Annotated in this window: 23 protein-coding genes; 6 read left to right on the forward strand and 17 right to left on the reverse strand. The window is 54.3% G+C overall.

Translation table 11 applies throughout. The features are described from left to right. Positions 1-185: 185 nt before the first annotated feature. Both H144_RS0119295 and H144_RS0119300 read right to left on the reverse strand, forming a co-directional pair. A complete protein-coding gene (locus H144_RS0119295; RefSeq protein WP_169409413.1) occupies positions 186-848 on the reverse strand; it encodes a hypothetical protein in 663 nt (220 codons plus the stop codon). After that, positions 769-1,413 (reverse strand): hypothetical protein, encoded by a 645-nt coding sequence (locus H144_RS0119300; RefSeq protein WP_157504983.1) that lies wholly within the window; start codon positions 1,411-1,413, stop codon positions 769-771. The genes H144_RS0119295 and H144_RS0119300 overlap by 80 nt, the downstream gene beginning before the upstream one ends. 139 nt (positions 1,414-1,552) lie before the next feature. Here H144_RS0119300 and metN point away from each other — a divergent pair, with 139 nt between their 5' ends. The 3 genes from metN to metQ are packed head-to-tail and all read left to right on the forward strand — an operon-like array spanning position 1,553 to position 4,108. Further along, entirely contained in the window at positions 1,553-2,602 is a 1,050-nt protein-coding gene (gene metN / locus H144_RS0119305) for a methionine ABC transporter ATP-binding protein MetN (RefSeq protein WP_308425718.1), read from the forward strand. Further along, positions 2,595-3,248, forward strand: a complete 654-nt coding sequence (metI, locus tag H144_RS0119310) for a methionine ABC transporter permease MetI (RefSeq protein ID WP_019943745.1) — start codon at positions 2,595-2,597, stop codon at positions 3,246-3,248. Before metN ends, metI begins: the two co-directional genes overlap by 8 nt. A gap of 41 nt (positions 3,249-3,289) precedes the next feature. Then, entirely contained in the window at positions 3,290-4,108 is an 819-nt protein-coding gene (gene metQ, locus H144_RS0119315; RefSeq protein ID WP_019943746.1) for a methionine ABC transporter substrate-binding lipoprotein MetQ, read from the forward strand. 179 nt (positions 4,109-4,287) lie between these two features. Here the strand turns inward: metQ and H144_RS0119320 are convergent, their stop codons facing one another. The 4 genes from H144_RS0119320 to H144_RS0119335 all read right to left on the reverse strand — a co-directional run bounded on the left by H144_RS0119320 (position 4,288) and on the right by H144_RS0119335 (position 7,462). Beyond that, positions 4,288-4,701: a rhodanese-like domain-containing protein gene (locus H144_RS0119320; protein ID WP_019943747.1), complete on the reverse strand. Its 414-nt coding sequence runs from the start codon at positions 4,699-4,701 to the stop codon at positions 4,288-4,290. Positions 4,702-4,859: 158 nt separating this feature from the next. Further along, positions 4,860-5,471, reverse strand: a complete 612-nt coding sequence (locus tag H144_RS0119325) for a DUF6134 family protein (protein WP_019943748.1) — start codon at positions 5,469-5,471, stop codon at positions 4,860-4,862. Continuing rightward, a complete protein-coding gene (locus H144_RS32245) occupies positions 5,468-6,298 on the reverse strand; it encodes a sterol desaturase family protein (protein WP_019943749.1) in 831 nt (276 codons plus the stop codon). The genes H144_RS0119325 and H144_RS32245 overlap by 4 nt, the downstream gene beginning before the upstream one ends. Positions 6,299-6,607: 309 nt before the next feature. Next, positions 6,608-7,462 carry an SDR family NAD(P)-dependent oxidoreductase gene (locus H144_RS0119335; protein WP_019943750.1) on the reverse strand — a complete coding sequence of 285 codons (855 nt, stop codon included), beginning with the start codon at positions 7,460-7,462 and terminating at the stop codon, positions 6,608-6,610. Positions 7,463-7,728: 266 nt separating this feature from the next. Here H144_RS0119335 and H144_RS0119340 point away from each other — a divergent pair, with 266 nt between their 5' ends. Next, positions 7,729-8,526 (forward strand): SDR family NAD(P)-dependent oxidoreductase, encoded by a 798-nt coding sequence (locus tag H144_RS0119340; protein WP_019943751.1) that lies wholly within the window; start codon positions 7,729-7,731, stop codon positions 8,524-8,526. On the opposite strand, the gene H144_RS0119345 is transcribed toward H144_RS0119340, so the two are convergent. Then, positions 8,513-11,059: a phosphoenolpyruvate synthase gene (locus H144_RS0119345; RefSeq protein ID WP_019943752.1), complete on the reverse strand. Its 2,547-nt coding sequence runs from the start codon at positions 11,057-11,059 to the stop codon at positions 8,513-8,515. The two genes, H144_RS0119340 and H144_RS0119345, sit on opposite strands and share 14 nt — an antisense overlap. Positions 11,060-11,061: 2 nt before the next feature. Next, complete coding sequence (locus H144_RS0119350) at positions 11,062-11,517, reverse strand: MarR family winged helix-turn-helix transcriptional regulator (protein ID WP_019943753.1); 456 nt, start codon at positions 11,515-11,517, stop codon at positions 11,062-11,064. 211 nt (positions 11,518-11,728) lie between these two features. On the opposite strand from H144_RS0119350, the gene H144_RS0119355 reads away from it, so the two are divergent. After that, positions 11,729-12,652: a DUF3078 domain-containing protein gene (locus tag H144_RS0119355; protein ID WP_019943754.1), complete on the forward strand. Its 924-nt coding sequence runs from the start codon at positions 11,729-11,731 to the stop codon at positions 12,650-12,652. Positions 12,653-12,666: 14 nt separating this feature from the next. On the opposite strand, the gene H144_RS0119360 is transcribed toward H144_RS0119355, so the two are convergent. Beyond that, the gene (locus H144_RS0119360; protein ID WP_063826410.1) at positions 12,667-14,100 is read right to left on the reverse strand and encodes an MFS transporter; all 1,434 of its coding nucleotides are present in this window, start codon (positions 14,098-14,100) and stop codon (positions 12,667-12,669) included. A gap of 177 nt (positions 14,101-14,277) precedes the next feature. Here H144_RS0119360 and H144_RS0119365 point away from each other — a divergent pair, with 177 nt between their 5' ends. After that, complete coding sequence (locus tag H144_RS0119365; protein ID WP_211220700.1) at positions 14,278-14,577, forward strand: winged helix-turn-helix transcriptional regulator; 300 nt, start codon at positions 14,278-14,280, stop codon at positions 14,575-14,577. A gap of 68 nt (positions 14,578-14,645) precedes the next feature. On the opposite strand, the gene H144_RS0119370 is transcribed toward H144_RS0119365, so the two are convergent. From H144_RS0119370 to H144_RS0119405, 8 genes are all read right to left on the reverse strand, one after another. Next, complete coding sequence (locus H144_RS0119370) at positions 14,646-16,316, reverse strand: PepSY-associated TM helix domain-containing protein (RefSeq protein WP_019943757.1); 1,671 nt, start codon at positions 16,314-16,316, stop codon at positions 14,646-14,648. Then, positions 16,306-16,626, reverse strand: coding sequence for a hypothetical protein (locus tag H144_RS0119375; protein ID WP_229207944.1), 321 nt, complete (start codon positions 16,624-16,626; stop codon positions 16,306-16,308). Before H144_RS0119375 ends, H144_RS0119370 begins: the two co-directional genes overlap by 11 nt. Continuing rightward, positions 16,613-16,945, reverse strand: a complete 333-nt coding sequence (locus H144_RS0119380) for a hypothetical protein (RefSeq protein ID WP_033402990.1) — start codon at positions 16,943-16,945, stop codon at positions 16,613-16,615. Before H144_RS0119380 ends, H144_RS0119375 begins: the two co-directional genes overlap by 14 nt. 236 nt (positions 16,946-17,181) lie before the next feature. Next, a complete protein-coding gene (locus H144_RS0119385) occupies positions 17,182-17,748 on the reverse strand; it encodes a DUF4256 domain-containing protein (RefSeq protein ID WP_019943760.1) in 567 nt (188 codons plus the stop codon). Between the two features lie 53 nt (positions 17,749-17,801). After that, positions 17,802-18,374, reverse strand: coding sequence for a YdeI/OmpD-associated family protein (locus H144_RS0119390; RefSeq protein WP_019943761.1), 573 nt, complete (start codon positions 18,372-18,374; stop codon positions 17,802-17,804). An 11-nt stretch (positions 18,375-18,385) separates the two neighbouring features. After that, positions 18,386-18,769 (reverse strand): DoxX family protein, encoded by a 384-nt coding sequence (locus tag H144_RS0119395; protein WP_019943762.1) that lies wholly within the window; start codon positions 18,767-18,769, stop codon positions 18,386-18,388. Positions 18,770-18,775: 6 nt separating this feature from the next. Beyond that, a complete protein-coding gene (locus H144_RS0119400) occupies positions 18,776-19,243 on the reverse strand; it encodes an SRPBCC domain-containing protein (protein ID WP_019943763.1) in 468 nt (155 codons plus the stop codon). Position 19,244: 1 nt separating this feature from the next. Further along, positions 19,245-19,571, reverse strand: a complete 327-nt coding sequence (locus H144_RS0119405) for an ArsR/SmtB family transcription factor (protein ID WP_019943764.1) — start codon at positions 19,569-19,571, stop codon at positions 19,245-19,247. Positions 19,572-19,669 lie beyond the last annotated feature (98 nt).

The raw sequence follows: 19,669 nt of genomic DNA on the forward strand, positions 1-19,669 counted from the left end.
GCAAGCAGGCAGCCGATCGACCGAAAAACGCTTATTGGTGGTTAATAAGACTATTACTCTACAAAACTGATAGACAAATAAAGATCAAATTACCATCCGACGCAAGTTTCCGTTTGAAAAAGTTGCGTTCTAATTTTTTTCAAAGATTAACGAACATAGCTATACGCAGCACCGGTTGCTTGGCATTACCGGCGGGCGGGAATTGCTAATTCGAGGTAATTTACCCAAACCGCCTGCCGGTCCGCCTCCCGGCGATAGTTAGCGAGCGTAAATGCCTTATCCATTGTCGCGCGTCCGCGAAATACATTCTGCCCATTGATCACCACGGTCAGTTCCCGGCCGAAATCGACCATTTCGGGAGAAAGATAGAGCCTGACCTTCCCAACCCGCGATGTGGTGAGCTCAAACCGGTTCGCGGCGTAGGTCGCCCGTACCGCGCCCGATCGGCGGGGAAAATCGAATGCGTTAGATATACTGTCCGTTACCACGGCCGGCGTGAATGCGTTGCGCCAGCCTTTTACCGGGACATTCACAGGCGTTTGCCAGGATTGGGCACCGGCCAAGGTGTCGAGCGCAGCAATTTCGAGCCAGTCGCAGCGGCCATTTTCGACATCATCGCATTCCCAATACAAATGCTGCCGGAATGGGTCGCGTTTTTGAGAAGCCAGGTATGCAAATAGCTCGTGGTACACCAGTTTTGCAGTGCTATCCCGGCTTTTGATCAGGTAAGGATGCTGCCGTTCGCCCCGGACCTCCCGGTTAGTCCAGTTAATTAGTGCCGTCGAAACCCGGAGGCAGCTGTACGAGGTAGGGAAATTCGAGCGTGTCGGCCAGTTTGGCCCACGCATATACAAAATGCCGGCCTTTCGGATATTGATGTACGGGCCTCCCCTGCCGTATTTTCCGGTAAAGGTCCTGTGCCGAGCGGGCCTCGGCGAGCGATGCCATAAATGCGGCAGTTTCTGCTTCCCGCATTTTTTGCTCATCCCGGAATACAAGGCTGGCTTTGATCTTCGCCTGCCGGGCGGCCTCCCTGATGCCGGCGACCTTATGCATGAGTTGCTGCCATGCGGGATCGTCCTGCAACCACGCGAACGACGGGCCGAATCGGGCATTAGCGGCAATATCCGAATCTACGACCAGCGCCGCATATCGGATCGCTGCCTCCCTGTTCCCGTCCCGGCTCGCGAAATCGGCGGCATTCAGATACCGCCAGTACTTTTCGGCGGGATCGGCTTCCGCGGCCTTCAATGCCCAATGCATTGCCGCCTTCCAGTCCTGCCGGCCGATATTGATACCCATGCTGTCTAATGCCACATTTCGCCGCTGGGCATGACTGGCGAATGCACCGATACATAACAGGCTGATTGACAACAGGCAGCAGCGAAGCAGGTTCGCAGATCGATCGGTCATATTGATGGTATTGGCGGTACAACTATTTCAAATTGCGTTTTTGCAAGAGACGCACGAATGTCGAAGGCGTTGCAGCCAGACACTAAATTTTAAAAAAATCCATTAATCCATAGACTTTGTAGATTACATTGCAGTTCATGTGAAGTGCATTCCTGCGATGATCGAGTTAAAAAACGTTACCAAGCTATTTAAACAAAAAGACCGGGAAGTGACGGCCCTCGCGGGGGTATCGCTGAAAGTGGAGCAGGGAAAGATTTATGGGGTGATCGGGACATCGGGCGCGGGCAAGAGCACGCTCATACGCTGCGTGAACCTGCTCGAAAGGCCTACCAGCGGCGATGTGATCGTGGATGGAAAGAATCTGACCGGACTGTCTTCCAGAGAACTGGCCGTGGCGAGGCGCCAGATCGGCATGATTTTTCAGCATTTCAACCTGCTGTCCTCACGAACGGTATTTGAAAACGTCGCATTCCCCCTTGAACTCGACAGCCGGCCAAAGCAGGAAATCCGAGAACGGGTTACCGAACTTCTCCGGCTCGTAGGCTTGCAGGACAAGGCCGGCGACTATCCTGCCAGCCTTTCCGGCGGACAAAAACAGCGCGTCGCCATCGCCCGTACGCTCGCCAGTAACCCGAAAGTGCTCCTGTGCGACGAAGCCACCAGCGCCCTCGACCCCGGCACGACAGCCTCCATTCTCGCCTTGCTCAAAGACATTAATAGGCGGCTCAACATCACGATTCTGCTCATTACCCATGAAATGCATGTCGTAAAATCGATTTGTCACGATGTGGCGGTGATTAGTCATGGCAAGCTCGTAGAGAAAGGGCCGGTGAATACCGTGTTTTCCAATCCCAAAACGGAACTCGCCCGGTCGTTTATCAGCGCGTCGCTGCATGTCGAAGTGCCTGAGCATTACCGGCAGCGGGTTACTGCGATCAACGAAGGCGGCATGTCGCCCCTGCTCCGGCTACGGCTCAACGGCGATACGGCCGACCAGCCGCTGCTGTCGCAGGCCGCGCGGCTATTCGAAATCGATACGAAGATCATCAGCGCGCAAATGGACCATATCGGCGACAAGCACTTCGGCGTGATCCTCGCGGCGCTGTCGGGTCGGCAGGAGAATTACCAGAAGGCGATTGACTTTTTTATATACCATCAAATCAAAGTGGAACTACTCGGCTATGTCTGACCCCGTCGTAACACTCCTGCTCGCAGGCCTGGGTGAAACCATCTTCATGACCATCGTTTCGGGCATATTCGGCTTCCTGCTCGGGCTTCCCACCGGCATTATCCTATTCCTGACACGCCCCGGGCAGGTGCTTGAAAACCGCGCGCTGAACCGCATCATTTCATTGGTTATCAATATTTTTCGGGCTATACCATTCATTATCCTCATCGTATGGATGATCCCGTTCACACGCGTGGTGGTGGGCACCTCGATCGGCGTGAGCGCCGCATTGGTACCATTAAGCGTAGGGGCGGCACCATTTATCGCCCGGCTGGTCGAAAACAGCCTCATCGAAGTCCCCGGAGGACTCGTTGAAGCAGCCCGTGCGATGGGGGCCACGCCATTACAGATCGTATACAAGGTGCTACTGCCCGAAGCATTGCCCTCGCTCGTGAATGTGGCCACCATTACGCTCATTACCCTCGTGGGCTACTCGGCCATGGGTGGTGCCGTGGGTGCAGGTGGTTTAGGTCAAATCGGTTATCAGTATGGCTACATCGGCTACGACGCCATCATCATGAACATTGTGCTTGTGCTGCTGATCGGGCTCGTATTCATCATCCAGTTCCTTGGCGATCGGCTGTCCAGGCACGTGGACCACCGTTAGCGAAAACATTTCTCTTATCTCGATATCAAACACTTACAACCATGACAAACGGCAAAATCTTCCTCCTTTCCCTGGGCCTCATTACAGCTATAACCACGGGATGCGGCAAGAAAGCGGAACAAAACGATGATCCGAATCATATTAAAGTAGGCATTGCGGTCGGTCCCGAACTGGAAGTAGCGCAAGCTGCCCAGAAGGTAGCCAAAGAAAAGTACAACCTGGACGTGGAGCTGATCACGTTCAACGACTACGTGGTGCCCAACGAGGCATTGAGCCACGGCGATGTGGACGTGAATGCATTCCAGCACAAGCCTTACCTGGACGAGCAGGTGAAACAGCGCGGCTACAAGCTCGCCATCGTGGGCAATACCTTTGTATACCCGATTGCCGGCTATTCCAAAAAAATCAAGGACCTCCAAGCCCTGAAACCCGGTGACACCGTCGTAATACCGAACGACCCCACCAACGGCGGCCGCTCGCTGCTATTGCTCCAAAAATACGGCCTTATCAAACTCAAAGACGGCGTAGGCCTCCTGCCAAAAGTAATCGACATCGTCGAAAACCCGAAAAACCTCAAAATCCTGGAACTGGAAGCTCCCCAGCTTCCCCGCACCCTCGACGACGCCAACGTGACGCTCGCCATCATCAACAACAATTTCGCCGGAAAAGCCGGCCTCATCTCCACCCGCGACGGCCTGTTGATCGAAGACAAAGATTCACCTTACGTAAACCTGATCGTGGCCCGCGAGGACAATAAAGATGAAGAGAAGGTAAAGAAATATGTGCAGGCGTACCAGTCGAAAGAAGTGGAAGAGGCGGCCGCAAGGGTGTTTCAGGGCGGAGCGGTGAAGGGGTGGTGAGGGAAATTTCGCTCGCACGTAAATTCCATGCAAAAACCTCATAAAATTTGCAAAAACTAAGCTTACCGAAACCATTCCCGACGATCCCTCCGATAGCCATAGGTGCTTTCATCATTGTCGCATCTACCAGGCTTGGTAATATTGATCGAAGGTCATTTTTTCAAATCATGATCTGCCGGTCATTTCCGCGAGGCGCTCGTTTGAATTTGCCCGGCGGGGAAACCGTCCGCTTTCAGTTGTTCGAAGCCGCCTATGTTGTAATAGGAATGGAAACCAAGTGTTTTCAATGTATCAGCGGCCTTCCCGCTGCGGTTGCCCGAACGGCAATAGAGGTATACCGGCTTGTGCTTGTCGAGCTTCGCGATCTGCGCCTTGAAATCCGGGCTGTTGAAATTGATATTGGTAGCATATTGCAAATGCCCGCCATCGAACTCCTCAGGCGTGCGCACGTCCACGAGGTACGCCTTACCGGCCTTGATTTTAGCCAATGCCTGGTCGTCGGCTTTCACGATATTTTTCGGTGCGGGCTGCTGCGCCCGGACGGTCAATGTCGTCGCAAATAACAGGAGAATGAGGAAGGAAAGCTTTTTCATCAGGTGTTGCTTGTCGAAAATGATTTTACTCTATATTTCTTATAGGTTTTATATACAAAATTAGGCAAAGAAGCGGCTATCCCGTGCATTTTCACGCACTCAGGCTCGGGAAATCGGATATTATACCACAGAATCTGCGTTAGAGCCGTTCTATTGCACTAACGAAGGTTATTATACGCAACCCTGACGATGCTTAGCCGCACGCCCGCGAGCTCCGTCACGATGCGCACGCAGCGGCCATCTTCGTAGCTGTAAATGCTCTCCTTGCCGTTTGGCAGCTGCACGCCGTAGCTGCCCTCGCCGAGCTTGCGTATCTTGCACATGGCGCCGTATTTTTCGGAATATACGGCCTGAATTTCCGTAGGCTCCTGGTAATAAAGGCCCGTGATCGTGTGGGCGATAGGCACTGGTAGTTCCCATTTGCGGTTGGGCTCGCTTTTCTCGGTGTGGTCTACACGGTAATGCTGCGGGGCGATGCGGGTCGTAAGCGTATGTTCGCGACGTTTGCCATTCACGATCTGCTCCGTGGAAGAGCTATGCAAAGCGCCGTTCACGAAACGGTTTTCACTGACAAAACTCCCCGAATAAAACGGTACCCGGAACTCCGCTTCGATCCGCTTCCGCATCGACTCCCCTGCCCCATCCTGCCGCAAAACCCGCACTGAGCCAATGCTATGCCCGGCCATCATGACTTCGAACGTAGCCAGTTGGGCGCGCAGCTCCATGGTGAGGAGCCCGAAGATGATTGTCAGCAGGAGTTTCGTCATCATTGTGACAATTCGCTTCGCTCATCCTTCGACTTAAACAGCGGATACCCGAGTTGTACGTACCAGGGTTCTTCGTGGTAGTCTTCGAGGCCGATGTGTTCGGAAAATTCACGGGTGATCTTGGCGGTCCCGAAAAGCATATCCCAGATAAAGAACATGTTCCCGTAATTCCCGTTGATAACGCCAATACCGTCGGCGTCGGTGGCTGCGTGGTGTGCATGGTGCGTGGCAGGGGTGGAAATCGTGCGTTCCAGAAGCCACATCAGCGGATGCAGCCATTTGATCGCGTACAGCGGCTTGTCCCAGCGTACGCTCGAATGCGCGGAAATGCCGATCAATGCCTTGAAAAAATAGCCGATCAGGAATGCTTGTCCGAAACCGACGAAGATCAGGATCGTGGAGACGATGCGCGGCGGGAACAGCAGCAGGTAAACCCATGAGTTGCGGCCGGTGAGGAAGACGCTCATTTCCGGCGCGCTATGATGCACACGGTGCCCTTTCCAAAGCCAGGTATAGGTGTGCGCGGCTCGGTGCCACCAGTATTGCGTGAAATCTTCGAGCAGCGCGGTAATGAGCACCCCGGCCCACAGCGGCACGTCCTCGAATACATTGTAATAGTCGGCGAAGAAATAGTTCAGCACGTAGGCCGACAGCAGGAAGCTCAGGGGCCGGGTGATGACGCTCGACAGGAAGAGTCCTGCAAAATTGATATACCATTCATTCTTCGACCATTTCTCGCTTTTGTAAAGGCCCGTCGCCGCCTCTGCAATGCTGATCACGGCGAAAAGAATAAGGATTTCGTAATAAATATGGCTGTCTGTGAATTTCATGTTGCAAAGAAGTCCTGGGCCGCTCCGGCATACGGGGCGGCAGTTTTTAAACTGAAATGGATTAGTTACCCGCGCGGGTCAGTAGAAAGACTTGACTAGCAACAACAGCAATTAGCTACTTTGGCGGTAAGCAGCAGGAGGCCCGGGCGGGCGGAGAATGGTTTTGAATGTGTCTGGATCGAACGCATATCCGATTTCGTTAGGTATTGGAAATTGCTTCGGGTGGTTCTCGGCTCGATGTATAATAAGGCAAAGTTAATGCATGAAATAGTTAACTTCCAAGCATTCGCACAAAAAAGTATTTAAAGTCTATGGATTTAATAGATTTTGCTCCGATGTCGCCTCGTTCAGCGTTTCCGAAAATGTCCATAACTCTCTCGCCAATGCCCTGCTCCTGGCCTTTCCCGACGTGCGGGCCGGCTTCGCATTCACGAAATAGCGACCCGTCACATCGTCCAGTTCGGGCGCGGTAGCCACGTGTATAATGTCCGCTGCGGCGCGCTCCGGCGTGCGCAGAACTGCCCTGAAAGCCTTCATGAACCAGGCCGTAGCACCGTGGCCGTCGCCCGCAAAGCCGCTGGCTACCGTGCCCGGGTGCACCGCATTGGAAGTAACGCCGTACAATGCCATGCGTTCGGATAGTTCGTTGGAGAAAAGGATATTGGCCAGCTTGGTTCGTCCGTAAATCACGAGGTCTTGGTAATGCGGCGGATTGGCGAGCTTGGCGGTTTGGTATCGGAAAGCGAAATAATGTGCCGCGGAAGCCAGGTTAATCACCCTTGCCGAACCAGCGGCTTTCAGCAGATCCGCCAGCCCGGTCGTCAGTACAAAAGGCCCCAGGTGATTAGTAGCGAATGTAAGCTCGATCCCCTCCCCGGTGGTCTGCCTGTGCTGTACAATGAGCCCGGCATTGTTCACGAGCAGGTCGATCTGCCCGTAGGAGCTCTTGATCTCCCCCACCGCGCGCCGCACCGACTCCATGCTGGAAAGGTCGCACAGAACGAACGTCGTTTCGACCAGGTCGCCGATTTCCTTTTGCAGCTCCCGCGTTTTGGCTTCGTTGCGGGCAACCAGGATCAAATCGAAACCCATGCGGGCGAGGCCCAGTGCGGTATGGCGGCCAATGCCCGATGTAGGGCCGGTAATCAGTGCTGTTTTACGCATTCAAATCAGTAGAAAGTGGGTTAAGGCGTTATTGAAATGCCCGGCCGGTTGTAATAGCGTGCCTTGGAAGACGCTTCCAATATAGCGGAACACGCGGCAGATGCAATGTTTTAAACGCAAAAAAATCGGGCATTTTACCGCCACAACGATTTTTACTCCCCCCCATTGAGCTCCTCAGCAAAGCAACTTGAACTGCTCACCAAAGTACGAACAGTTCCTGCACCCGAATTTTGTATTGTCTGAAATCTTTTAAAAACAATACGAAAATGGATGTTCAAATAAGTGGAAAACGCGCGCTGGTGACCGGTTCCAGCTCGGGATTGGGTGAAGCGATTGCCAGATTGCTGGCAGCCGAGGGCGCTTCGGTGATCATACATGGCCGGAATGCGGAGCGTGCCAATGACATCGCACAGGGCATCCGCGCGGCGGGTGGGGACGCTACCACGGCTACCGGCGACCTCGCCACCGATGAAGGCGCCGACACCGTGGCTGCCGAAGCATTAGCCGGCGGCCCTATCGATATTTTGGTCAATAATGCCGGCATTACCAGCCACGCGTCGTGGTCGGATGCGACGGCGGACGACTGGCTGCACATTTACAATGCCAACGTGGTTTCCTATACCCGCATGATCCGGCGGATCGTGCCGCAGATGAAGGCGCTCGGCTGGGGGCGCGTGATCCACATCGGCGGCGGGCTCGGTATCCAGCCCATGAAGGAACAGCCGCATTACAACGCCACGCTGGCGGCGCGGCATAACCTGTCGGCGTCGCTGGCGCGGGAGCTGAAAGAGACGGGCATTACGTCCAATGTGGTTTCACCGGGTGCCATTATCAACCCGATGGTGGAAGAATGGCTCGTCAATGCCGCACCGAAATTCGGCTGGGGTACCGAGCTCGAAGCCATTAAATACCGCGCCGTACAGGACCTGATACCGAACGATACCGGCCGTTTCGGCCTGCCCGAAGAGGTGGCCGGAGCCGTGCTGTACCTCACCAGCCGTTTCGCCGACTACGTGAGCGGGGCCGTGCTCCGTGTGGACGGCGGCACGATCAGGTGTTTGTAGGAACCACCTCCACATACCCCTCCGTCCCGTTCACCCGGATCCGCTGCCCGTCCCGGATAAGCGTCGTCACGTCATCGATCCCCACTACGGCCGGCAGCCCGTACTCGCGGGCGATCACGGCGCCGTGCGTCATCAGCCCGCCTACCTGCGTCACGAGGCCCTTGATGGACACGAACAGCGGCGTCCAGCTCGGGTCGGTGAACGTGGTGACGAGGATGTCGCCTTCTTCCAGGTCGGCTTCGGCCATGTTCAGGATCACGCGTGCGCGGCCTTCCACGATGCCCGTCGAAACCGGTAGCCCGACAATGGCGCCTTGGGGCAGGCCGTCGCGCCGGAAGCGGCCGTTAAGCACCTCGCCGTCGGAGGTGAGCACGCGCGGAGGGGTTAGCCTTTCAAACCCATTGAATGCTTCTTTCCGCTGGTTGATCAATGCATGATCTGTTTTACCCGTGCGGCCGGCCTCGCCTGTTTCTTCCAGTGTGAGGTAATACAAATCTTCTTTTTCGCTAAGTATGCCCGCATTCACCAGCCTTTGCGCTTCTCGGAGCAGTGCTTGTTTGTAAATAAAATAATGGCTGACCATATCGTATTTCGGATATTCGCGGTAGCCGGCATAATGCCGCACGAGCCGGGCCATTCGTTGCAGTTCCGCTGCTTTTGCGTGGCCGTCGGGAAGCTGCAATAATCTGTCTGTCAACTCTTTTTCCTTACTCACTGCCTGCCGCATGCCTTCTTCGAATTTGGCTTTTCCAGCGCCCGGCGGAAAATTCCTGACATTGCCGAGGATCAGCGGCACGAGCATGGCCGGCTTCTCGGCCCAACGCGTTTTGGTAATGTCAATTTCCCCGGCACACCGCATACCGTACCGGTCGAGAAAATCCTCGATGGCCTGCTTCGCCGCCGCACCGCCGGGCAACCCTGCCAGGTCGTTCGGCGAGAATCCTTCATCTGTATTTTGTAAAAAACTGACTACCTGCGGATTATCTCTTACAACATCGGCTACATCGAGCAATGCAAGGCCCATTTCGGAAGTCACATTGCCTGGCACCGATTGCGCCAGCGTGTCCGCCGCGTTGGTTTCGCCCAGCCATTCTTTCATGTTGTCGTTGATCCACGCGGCCGCATTGATCCCCGTCATGAGCACGCCGAAACTCCGCGAGCCGGCCATTTCCTGCCGGTGGCTACGGCTGTGACTGGTGATAAAATCGATCAACTCCTGGCCGGATAGCCCTTGTATTTGCTGCTTTAAGTTCGCAATAGAGGCCTGGCTGCGCGCGATGAGGTCAGGGACAATGCCGGGGTCGTACCCGAGCATCGCCTGGTAATTGTGCGGCGCAGGAGCCTTGACCGGCGCAGGCGACTCTTCTTCGGGAGGAGTTTGAACGACATCGCCGCGTTCCAGCAGCGTCGTGAGCGCGTCTTTTACGAGCGGATCTGATTTTCCGGCCAGGTTCATCAGCATTTCGCGCCGGATCGGCGAGGCCAGCTCGTCGGTCACGTCCACGAATAATCTTCCCCCCGCCGTATACATCGGGCGCAGGGCGGTCATTTGCCAAACGGAAATGCCCAAAGGTTTTATCGCGTCCGTCATCATTTGCTGGTGCCCTACCGATAAATAGACCCGGTAGCCGGCATCTTCGGTTTCCGGAATGGGGAACAATGTCGTGATCGGCCGGCTTTGAACAATGTAAAATTGCCCTTGCGCGAGGCACCATTCAATATCCTGCGGCATGCCGAAATGTTGTTCGATCTCTCTTCCTGTCTGTGCCAGCTCCGCGATCTGCGCGTCCGTAAGCACCTGTACCTCTCCATGCGTGCGGATGACCTCATCGCCACGCACCTTATAATGCTCCGCATTCACCAAACCACCCACAAGGGCTTCACCAAGGCCGGCAACGGCGTCCACCGCTACCACTTTCCGGTTTCCGCTTACCGGGTCTGCCGTGAACATCACGCCCGACGCTTCCGCCAGGACCATTTTCTGGACCACCACCGCCAAATGGACCTTTCGGTGGTCAAAGCCATGCCGGATACGGTAGGAAATGGCCCGATCGGTGAACAGCGACGCCCAGCACTTGCGCACATGAGCGAGAATGGCGTCTGGGCCGGTCACGTTCAGAAAACTATCCTGCTGGCCTGCAAACGAGGCGCCCGGCAAATCCTCGGCCGTAGCGCTCGAACGGACGGCATAGGCATCCTCCTCGCCTAATGCTGCCAGCGAAAGGATAATTTCGTCCACGATATCGCCAGCAATAGCCGTCTCTTCTATCAAATAGCGGATTTCGGCACCAAGCCGGGCTATTTCAGCGAGGTCATGTACCGTCAGAGCGGCCAGTTGCTCCAACAATGCCGAGAGCTGCGCCGACTGCCCTGCCACGCGCTGAAATGCCCGGGTGGTAATGCAAAACCCGTCCGGCACATGTATGCCGGGCATTTCCGACAACGCTCCGAGATTTGCGCCTTTTCCGCCCGCCAAGGCCGGCTTGGCCCGGTCCGCATCCCGCAGGCCGATCACATATTCCATTGCTTTCATGGTTAGGGGTTGTTGAGTGTTTCGGTAGTTTGATTCATGAGGTCAATCGCCTTCGAGAAGTAGGTTTCGATTACCTGCCGGTCGGCTTCCGAAAACGAGGCGATCAGCGCCTCGGAGCGGGCCCGGAAATCGCGGTAGAGCGGTTCGAGCAATGCCATGATCTGGTCTGTTACCGGCTCGACGAATACTTTCCGGCGATCGTTATCGGCGAACCTGCGGCGGACGAGGCCTTTTTTCTCAAAACGGTCGATCAGGCCGGTTACCGCGCCAGTGGTGAGACCGGTGAGTGCCGACAGTTCGCCGGCAGTCATTTGGCCCTTTTGCATGAGAAAACCCAGGTATTTGTGATCGGTACCCGAAAGCCCGGCCTTCCGCCCGACGGTTTCATGCATTTGAATGGAGGTGTAGGCATACATCTGGCTCAGCCTGCGCAGCCTTACGATGGACTCTTCGCTCATATTTTATCTTATAAACTAAATATCTTAGCTGCAAAGATATTTATATTTACCTGAATGTCAAATACTAGGTTAAAAAGTGGTGGATCGATGCCCGGACGTCGAGAAAAATCGACACGTATTTTTATACCGTGAGGCCCCAAAAATTGGTTAAAAAAGGATCGTGGAAATATATTCGCGCATATTTTGACAATCATTACAGTACAGTAAGCGTATGTGGAAGGCGATTCCAACCGGAGTTTTCTCTATTATCTTATCCATCTCGACGGCATTTTCCCAAAACAAAGTTGACCTCTCCAATGCCATTAATGCAGGCCGCCTGAAAACCGCCAAGGACACGACCTGGCGTAAAATCGAGTTCGGTGCGAACCTGAACCAGGGCTCTTTCAGCTCCAACTGGACGGGCGGCGGTGTCAATTCGGTGGCGCTCGGCGTCTTTTTCAATGCGTTGAACGAAACGAAACGCGGCAAGGATTCATGGCGAAACGATTTCCAATCGCAATACGGGATTCTCCGCAACAAGGGCCAGCAGAGCCGCAAGAGCGTCGACCGGGTGTTTTTCGATACAAAATACAACCGGGAGCTATCGGCGAAATGGAGCATTTTCGCCAACCTCAACTTCCTGTCGCAGTTTGCCGCGGGTTATGAATACAACAGCAACCCTGATTCGCTGACTTTCAAAAAGAAGGTTTCGGGCCTGCTTTCTCCCGCATACGTCACCGAAGCGATCGGTATCGAGTACCGTCCGGCACCGTATTTCTTCGTCGATTTTGCACCGGGCGCGCTCCGGCAGACGATCGTTGTCGACCGCGACCTGTATGTGAACACGCCCGACCAGAAAAATTACGGCGTCCCCATCGGCGAGCGCGTGCGGACGGAAGCCGCATTGATCCAGCTCGTGGCCAACTTCGATAAGGACATTGCCAAGGATGTGAACCTGAAATTCAGGTACCTCATGTTTTCGACATTCCGCGACCCGCTCGAAATCGATAACCGCCTCGACGCACAGCTGACAGCAAAAATCAATAAATATGTAAATGTGAACCTTGGCGCGATTGTCGTGTACGATAAGGACCAGAGCAGCCGCATCCAGATCGCGCAGGCGCTGAGTGTCGGTTTTTTGTTTGCATTGCAATAAAAGGCAAAATGCATTCAGGCAGCGGCGCAGCATGCCTTGCTATCTGGATGCACCTCGTTTTCAGCAGGCAAAAGCCAGAGGAAGAAGCCGACAAGACCGAGCAGGGACATGTTCACGGCCGTGGCAATGCGATAAGCCGAAACGAAAGCGGACAGGTCCGGTTCCGGGCCCAATTTTGAAAAGAATATCCCGCCTACCACCCCTATACCAAGCGCGATCGCCGTTTGCTGGAAAGTAGAGAACGTGCCCGAAGCTGCCCCGGCCAGGTCTGCGGGAATGCTCCGAAGCGCCATGCCGAGCAGCGACGGCAATACCGACCCGCAGCCCGTCCCATAGGCGAAAAGGACGGGGTACAACATCGCCCTGTCCACCGCTGGATCATCGAGGAGGTACATATGCACAGCCAATGTACCCATCATAATGAGTACGCCTGCCTGCAACACTTTTTTACCCGCTAACGGAATGAGCCGCAGCGATACCAGCGACGCCGCCACGTAACCAATTCCCTGGCACACAAACAGCAGTCCCGTTTCGGCGGAAGTGAACCCAAGTCCGTTTTCCAGCATCATGACATTGACCAGGAAGTACGAATCCTGCACCATAAAATAGCACAGCACGACCACCATACCGATATTGAAATCGCGAATGCGGAACAGCCGGACGTCCAGCAGCGGCTCTCTCCCGCCGGCGAGCTTTTGTTTTTGGTTTGAAATAAAAACGACCAGTAACAATGCCCCAAAACCCAGCATTGCCACGCTCCACCACGGCCAATGCAGCTCGCGCCCGGCGATGAGCGGGTATATCACGCATACGAGCGTACCCGTGAGCAGCAGCACGCCTGCGAGGTCAAACCGGCCGGCAGCCCGGCGCGGTTCGTCTGGTAAATAGCAGATGGCCAGGGGTATGACGGCCAGTCCGATCGGTACGTTGATCAGGAATATGAGCCGCCAGCCTTCCATGTAAAAATCGAGTTCGGGGAGTACACCGCCCAGGAACTGGCCGATCACCGATGCACTGCCAGCGACACTGCCGTAAATACCCAGCGCCCGCGTGCGCTCCTGGCCGGCCGCAAACAACACCTGAATGTAAGTAATGCCTTGCGGGATCATCCAGGCGGCACTCACACCCTGGAAAAACCTGGCCGCATTAAGCTGCCATGCGTTCTGCGCAAAACCGCACGCCGCCGAAGCTGCAATAAACGCCAGCATGCCCCCGACGAAAACCTTCTTTTTACCGAAATAATCCCCCGCGCGGCCTCCCGTGACCAGGAATGCCGCATACCCCAGCAAATAAAGCGCGATCACGAGCTGAATGTCGGCATCGGTGCCGTGAATACCCGTTTGAATGGCCGGAATGGCCACATTGACGATGAAAATATCCATCACGGACAGGAACACTGAGGCGGAAATAATGGCGAGTAAGAGCCATTTTGAAATTTGTATGTTCATTGCGTTGTTTGATGATCAGGCACGGCTTTACGTGCATTTCCGGCCAAAAATCAAGCAGGCAATGCTGCTAATCAAGTAGTTTACAAGACGATACCAGGTATGGCGAACGATACTATTGAAGTGAATCAATCGATTACAAATGCAGATTCTGATGCATTTTCAGAAAAAAATACCCGCATGAACATCGCCCTCGACATGATCGGCGGCAAATGGAAGCTTATGCTCCTGAACCGTATCCGGGAAGAATGCCCGATGCGCTTCGGGGTACTCCGCCGAAAACTCCCGCACATTACCCAAGCCACGCTCACTGCCCAGCTCAAACAGCTCGAACGCGACGGCATATTGCTCCGCCAAGCCTACGCAGAGTCGCCACCGCGGGTGGAATACAAGCTTACGGAAATCGGTAAGAGCCTTATTCCCATCATGGACGCGCTTTGTGCCTGGGGTGAGGACTATCAGCGGCAAACGGGACATTAGGGTATTGTCCCAAACAACAAAGAGAGGCTTTCCAGCCTCTCTTTCGCTATTCTGTATGTTGGTTCAATTTACGCTTCCACTTTTGCGCGGCCTTTTTCTTTCGTCCGGCCGAGGATTTTGAAGGGCTTCGCTTCCGCATTTACCTTCGTGTAGGCGAAGGCGCACGAGCCTGCCAGGATCACGAACAGGGCATCGATGAAGAAAATGTCGAATGCGCCCCGGGTCCAGCTGGTCCACATCCATAAGCCAGTGGAAACGCCGTTGGCGATTGGCACGCCGAGGCACAAAACGGCCGACAGCAGCAAGGTATGGCGGTTCATCAGCGGCAGGTTGCGGAGTGCCATCAGGTAGACGCCCAGCACGAGCCAGCTGTAAAAATACGTCCGGTAAATGACGCCCTGATCGATATGCGGCAGCGTTTTGAGCATAATGAACGTGAATGCCGTTACGGGCAGCATACTCAAACAAGCCGCCAGGAAGAAGTTGCTTGCCCAGAAGTTGAACTGGCGCTTGCGGAGTTCGGTAGCGACCTTGTCCCGCGCCACGAGCCAGATCATGATGCCGGAAATGATCACGGCACAGCCCATCAGGCCCAGCAGGAAGAACACGATTTTAAGTGGTTTACCCCCGAAATCACCGAAATGCAGGTGGTACACAAGGCTTTTGACGGAATCGATGTAGTTACCGCCCGAGTTCGGCGATTTCAGTTCGACCACTTTTCCCGTGGCGATATCGACGGTCACATTTCCTGAACCCGCGAAATTGGCCGTCGGGCCGGGCTTCGCTTCGAGGCTTACCTGCATGCTTTCGTCCATATAATTACGGATATAAATGCGGGAAACCTGGCTGCCTTTCCATTCATTCTGCCATTTGCCTACGAATGCGTCCATGTCGAACTTACCTTCCATCGGCTTGTAGGTATAATCCACTTTTACGGTTTTGTTGTATTGCAGGCTCTCGTAAAGCTTGTCCGTATCACCGTTATAAAGCAGGTTGGCAAATGGCGCGAGCAATACGTAGTTGACGATCAGCACGACGCCCGTCACCGCGAATACCAGCTGGAACGGGAAGCCGATCACCCCGAGCACGGTGTGCATGTCCGTCCAGACCGTCTTCCATTTGCTCATCGGCCTGAACAGGAAGAAGTTCGATCTGATTTTATCCCAATGCAGCATTAGTCCGGTAATTAATGCAAACAGGAACAAAAACGCCACAATACCCGCCACCAGGTAACCGAACGGCGTTCCGATGTCTATGCCGACCTGGTTGAGCTGCGCCAGGAAATGCAGCCGGTACAGGAACTCGGCCATGTCGTAGCTGTCGGAATAGTCGCCCGCTTTCCGATCGGCGAAGGAGTAGCGGAAGTAGGCGGCGTCGCCGTCGTCCCTTCTGCCCCTTCCCCGCCTTTTGCCCTCCACTTTCGGCTTGGGTTTCGGCTTGCTGATGGTCGTGTCCTGCGAGGCGGTCATGTCCACATACGTGCCCTGGCCCTGGCGTTGCAGGTAGAAATTGAAGTTACGGCCGCGGAGGTTGTAATGCTGCGAAAGCGAATCGAGCAGGTGGTTGTACGGCGGCGCGAAGTTCTGCGTTACCTCCGAGCGCCCCTTCTGCCAGGCTGCGATATCGTCTTTGAAAAAGGAAAAGGACCCGGCGAAGAATATGACATACAACAACGCCGCGATGATGATCCCGCTGATCGTATGGGTGTGAAAATAGATGTTGTATTTCCTATGATCCATGATTGAGGTTGAATTTCAGTAAGTAAGGCAAGGCAAACACGACGGTAAGCACAATGTAAAGTCCCCACACGCGCCACACGTTCTGCGCGATGAACGCGTACAGCAGCAGGCACGCCCACAGGATATAACCCGTGAAATAGGCGGTGATGATCACGTTTTCCTTCGGCAGGAAGGTTGTGAAAAACAAATGCAGGCTTATGGTAACGGCATATCCGCCGACACTTCCTGCGAGGATCTTGCTCAATCGCAGCCAGGGCGAGGTGGTCAGGTATTTCTTGTTGGCAGGCATGGTAATATCAATGGGCGACAAGTTCGAGGGTTACTGCACATGCATATAGTATCGCAACTGCCACGGGACCGAAGTAGCGAAACGGAAAAAACAGCACGGCTGCCGACCCGGCCGTCATCAGGATCACGACGGCCGCGAACAAGCCGCTACCCACCCCAAGCGTAGCCACGCAAAGGACCGTAGCAAGGAAAAACAACGCGCCGGCGGCCGCTCTGCTGTACAGCGGATTGGCGGCCAGCGAGGCCATAACACGGTTTTTATCGGACCAGGAAATACGGGTAGAGGTGTTCATCCAGAACATGAACCCGACGAGAAACAGGAGACAAATGGTGCTGAACATAGGGCAAAACCGGAAGCGCACCGGCGGAGACGCGCCTCAGGAGATTGGTTGTAAATGGTTTGAGAATAACTATTTATAATTAGTTTAAATAAATCTGCGCAAATATAGGATGAACTGTGCAAACTGGCTGCATAAAATTGTGCGATTGCGAAAAAATGTACAGGAGGTTACAAAAAGCAGCAGCCCGCGCCGATGAACGGCGCGGGCTGCTGCTTGGAAAAATAAGATCTTCAATATCAAACCCTTAATATACCCCGGAAGCCACGCGCGGCATAGTAAGATTCGGCGCCGTTGTGGTAATAAAATACCGTGTCGTAGCGGCGGTCGCAGAACACCGCGCCGCCCAGTTTGCGGATATTTGCCGGTGTTTTGATCCAGCTGGACGTTTTCAGGTCGAATTTTCCCAGGGTTTGCAAATGCCGGTACCCTTCTTCGTCCAGGATTTCGATTCCGATTTCAGCGGCGACGTCCAGTGCCGTGTTTTCCGGCTTGTTTTCCTTCCGGAAGTTCCAGGCGTCGCGGTCGTAGCACAGGCTGCGGCGGCCTTTGGGGCTCTCGGGCGCGCAGTCGCAGAAAATATATGCTCCGGTTTTGCTATCCACACCGATCACGTCGGGTTCGCCTTCGGTCAGTTCCATCTGGTCGAGCGTCCACAATTTAGCGCTTTTTCCTTCGAGGCGGGCCAGCACATCGGCCCATTGGATACCCTCGTGGCGGGCTTTGTTCTTTTCAAATCGGTTTTTCAGTGTTTCCAGCAGCTGGTCGCGGCCTTCCGGTGAGAGCTGTTTCTGATCGGTTTTCATAGCGTTTCCTTTTAATGGTGTTTAACTACATGTATTGTTCAATGAGCGTGCGGCTAGTCGTTCATGCCTTTGCCATGCAGGATACGCTGCACGCATTTTTCGATCCGCTGTATGCGCGTGGCCGGCTGTTTGGCGCCCGAAAAGTAAATGAGGTAGGCACGCTGCCGGCCGGGCGTCAATGCATTGAATGCCTTGCCGAGCGCGGGCATTTCGTCGAGTTTATCGAGCAATTCCTGCGGTACCGGCCGCATTTTATCGATTTCCACTTTCAATCCCGACTTTTCCGCAGCAATCGCCTCCCGGATGTAGGCTTTCAGGATCGGTTCCAGCGCAACTACGTCATCCGCAGTTTCAAACCGCATTTGCCTGCCTACCTTGGTATTCTCGCCCGTTTTTAACAGCACATTTTCCGGGTCGCTCAGCAGGTAACCTTTCATAAAGAGCAGCGCGCAATAGGCTTTGAAACCCTGAATCACAACTATATTGGTACCTTCGAACGCGTAGCAGGGCTTGCCCCACTTGAATTCCTCGTCCAGCCCGCAATCCAACGCGACCGTCCTGAGCTGTTCGATCACCTCGCGCCATTTGCCCGATTGCGCCACATATGCATCGACCTTCGTATTCATGCGATTTTATGTTAAATCTGAACGGGAATGAGACGTCTGCCCGCCGGCCTGAAATACCAGGAAATGCCCGTCAGTACGAGCAGCAGCAGCGGCGGCGCTACCTGCCCGATGGGATCGCCCAGGGCCAGATGCGACACGATCGCGCCGGACATGCAAAAGAAGAAACCGGCATACGTCCATTCTTTCAGAAGCGGAAATCCCGGGATAAGTACTGCTATCACGCCGAGAATTTTCCAGACGCCGATGATCGTCAGCAGGTAATCAGGATAGCCCAGGTGCGCGAACATAGCCACTTCCTCCTTCATTTTCATGATTTGCACAATACCCGTCGAAGTCATCCCCAGCGCGAGCCAGGCGGTAAAAATCCAGTAAATGATTCTGTTTCTCTTTTCCATGGTCGTTTATTTCAGTGTATTCAAAACTTCCTGCAAACGGTTGTGCGCCATATTGATACCCTGCGCGAAAGGCAATTTCAGCATCGCGTCGCGGTCGGCAATGGACTTGTAGACGATCTGCATGGTGAGCTTGCTCGTCTCGCCGGTAAGCTTTTCGAACACCAGGAATTCCAGCTGCACGGGGAACGGCGTATTCTCCATCTGGAACGTGCGGGTAATTTTCTGTTCCGGCACAAATTCGTGGATCACGCCATTGGTCCTGAGCACCACATTTCCCTGCTTGTCCGACGTTTCGTACTGCCAGCTGCCGTGCGGTTTGCATTCGAGCTTCACCACGCGTGTGCCCATCCATTGCTCCACGATCTCCGGGATCACGTAAGCTTTGAAAAGCAGTTCCAGCGGCAAGTCAAACTCCCGTGTGATCACCAGGTCCTGCTTTCCCTCCCGGGCATCGATTTTCGTTTTGCGTTCCATATCAGCTTTTTTTAGCTTGGTAGTTTTTCATAATGGCTTCGAGCTTGTTGAACCGGTCGTCCCACATTTCGCGGAAAGGCTCGATAAAATCGGCGATTTCTTTCATTTTGACGGGATTTAGATGGTAGTAAATCTCCCGGCCGGTTTGTTCCTGTTGCAGCAGTTCGCACTCGGTGAGTATCGACAGATGCTTGGAAACGGTCGGCCTGGCCGTATCGAAATTCGAGGCAATCGCGCCCGCGGTGAGCGATTGCGATGCGAGCAGCAGCAGAATGGCCCGTCGTGTCGGGTCTGCGATGGCTTGGAAAACGTCTCGTCTCAGGTTCATTGCGTAGTTATTTGGCTACGAATTTATATGTAGTCACTTAACTACGCAAATTTTTAGTGATTTTTCTTTGAGATATTGGCAGGTAAGTGGCTTTTTGT

The sequence above is a fragment of the Dyadobacter beijingensis DSM 21582 genome, from assembly GCF_000382205.1.
Classification (GTDB): Bacteria; Bacteroidota; Bacteroidia; order Cytophagales; family Spirosomataceae; genus Dyadobacter; species Dyadobacter beijingensis.

Coding starts and splice junctions, on each gene's coding strand:
- H144_RS0119320 (WP_019943747.1), bottom strand. CDS start 4,701: ATGAAAAAGCTTTCCTTCCTCATTCTCCTGTTATTTGCGACGACATTG.
- H144_RS0119325 (WP_019943748.1), bottom strand. CDS start 5,471: ATGATGACGAAACTCCTGCTGACAATCATCTTCGGGCTCCTCACCATG.
- H144_RS0119365 (WP_211220700.1), top strand. CDS start 14,278: ATGAACATCGCCCTCGACATGATCGGCGGCAAATGGAAGCTTATGCTC.
- H144_RS0119295 (WP_169409413.1), bottom strand. CDS start 848: ATGCGTGGGCCAAACTGGCCGACACGCTCGAATTTCCCTACCTCGTAC.
- H144_RS0119355 (WP_019943754.1), top strand. CDS start 11,729: ATGTGGAAGGCGATTCCAACCGGAGTTTTCTCTATTATCTTATCCATC.
- H144_RS0119340 (WP_019943751.1), top strand. CDS start 7,729: ATGGATGTTCAAATAAGTGGAAAACGCGCGCTGGTGACCGGTTCCAGC.
- H144_RS0119300 (WP_157504983.1), bottom strand. CDS start 1,413: ATGACCGATCGATCTGCGAACCTGCTTCGCTGCTGCCTGTTGTCAATC.
- H144_RS0119360 (WP_063826410.1), bottom strand. CDS start 14,100: ATGAACATACAAATTTCAAAATGGCTCTTACTCGCCATTATTTCCGCC.
- H144_RS0119395 (WP_019943762.1), bottom strand. CDS start 18,769: ATGGAAAAGAGAAACAGAATCATTTACTGGATTTTTACCGCCTGGCTC.
- H144_RS0119370 (WP_019943757.1), bottom strand. CDS start 16,316: ATGGATCATAGGAAATACAACATCTATTTTCACACCCATACGATCAGC.
- H144_RS0119405 (WP_019943764.1), bottom strand. CDS start 19,571: ATGAACCTGAGACGAGACGTTTTCCAAGCCATCGCAGACCCGACACGA.
- H144_RS0119390 (WP_019943761.1), bottom strand. CDS start 18,374: ATGAATACGAAGGTCGATGCATATGTGGCGCAATCGGGCAAATGGCGC.
- metQ (WP_019943746.1), top strand. CDS start 3,290: ATGACAAACGGCAAAATCTTCCTCCTTTCCCTGGGCCTCATTACAGCT.
- H144_RS32245 (WP_019943749.1), bottom strand. CDS start 6,298: ATGAAATTCACAGACAGCCATATTTATTACGAAATCCTTATTCTTTTC.
- H144_RS0119380 (WP_033402990.1), bottom strand. CDS start 16,945: ATGTTCAGCACCATTTGTCTCCTGTTTCTCGTCGGGTTCATGTTCTGG.
- H144_RS0119400 (WP_019943763.1), bottom strand. CDS start 19,243: ATGGAACGCAAAACGAAAATCGATGCCCGGGAGGGAAAGCAGGACCTG.
- H144_RS0119335 (WP_019943750.1), bottom strand. CDS start 7,462: ATGCGTAAAACAGCACTGATTACCGGCCCTACATCGGGCATTGGCCGC.
- H144_RS0119385 (WP_019943760.1), bottom strand. CDS start 17,748: ATGAAAACCGATCAGAAACAGCTCTCACCGGAAGGCCGCGACCAGCTG.
- H144_RS0119345 (WP_019943752.1), bottom strand. CDS start 11,059: ATGAAAGCAATGGAATATGTGATCGGCCTGCGGGATGCGGACCGGGCC.
- metI (WP_019943745.1), top strand. CDS start 2,595: ATGTCTGACCCCGTCGTAACACTCCTGCTCGCAGGCCTGGGTGAAACC.
- H144_RS0119350 (WP_019943753.1), bottom strand. CDS start 11,517: ATGAGCGAAGAGTCCATCGTAAGGCTGCGCAGGCTGAGCCAGATGTAT.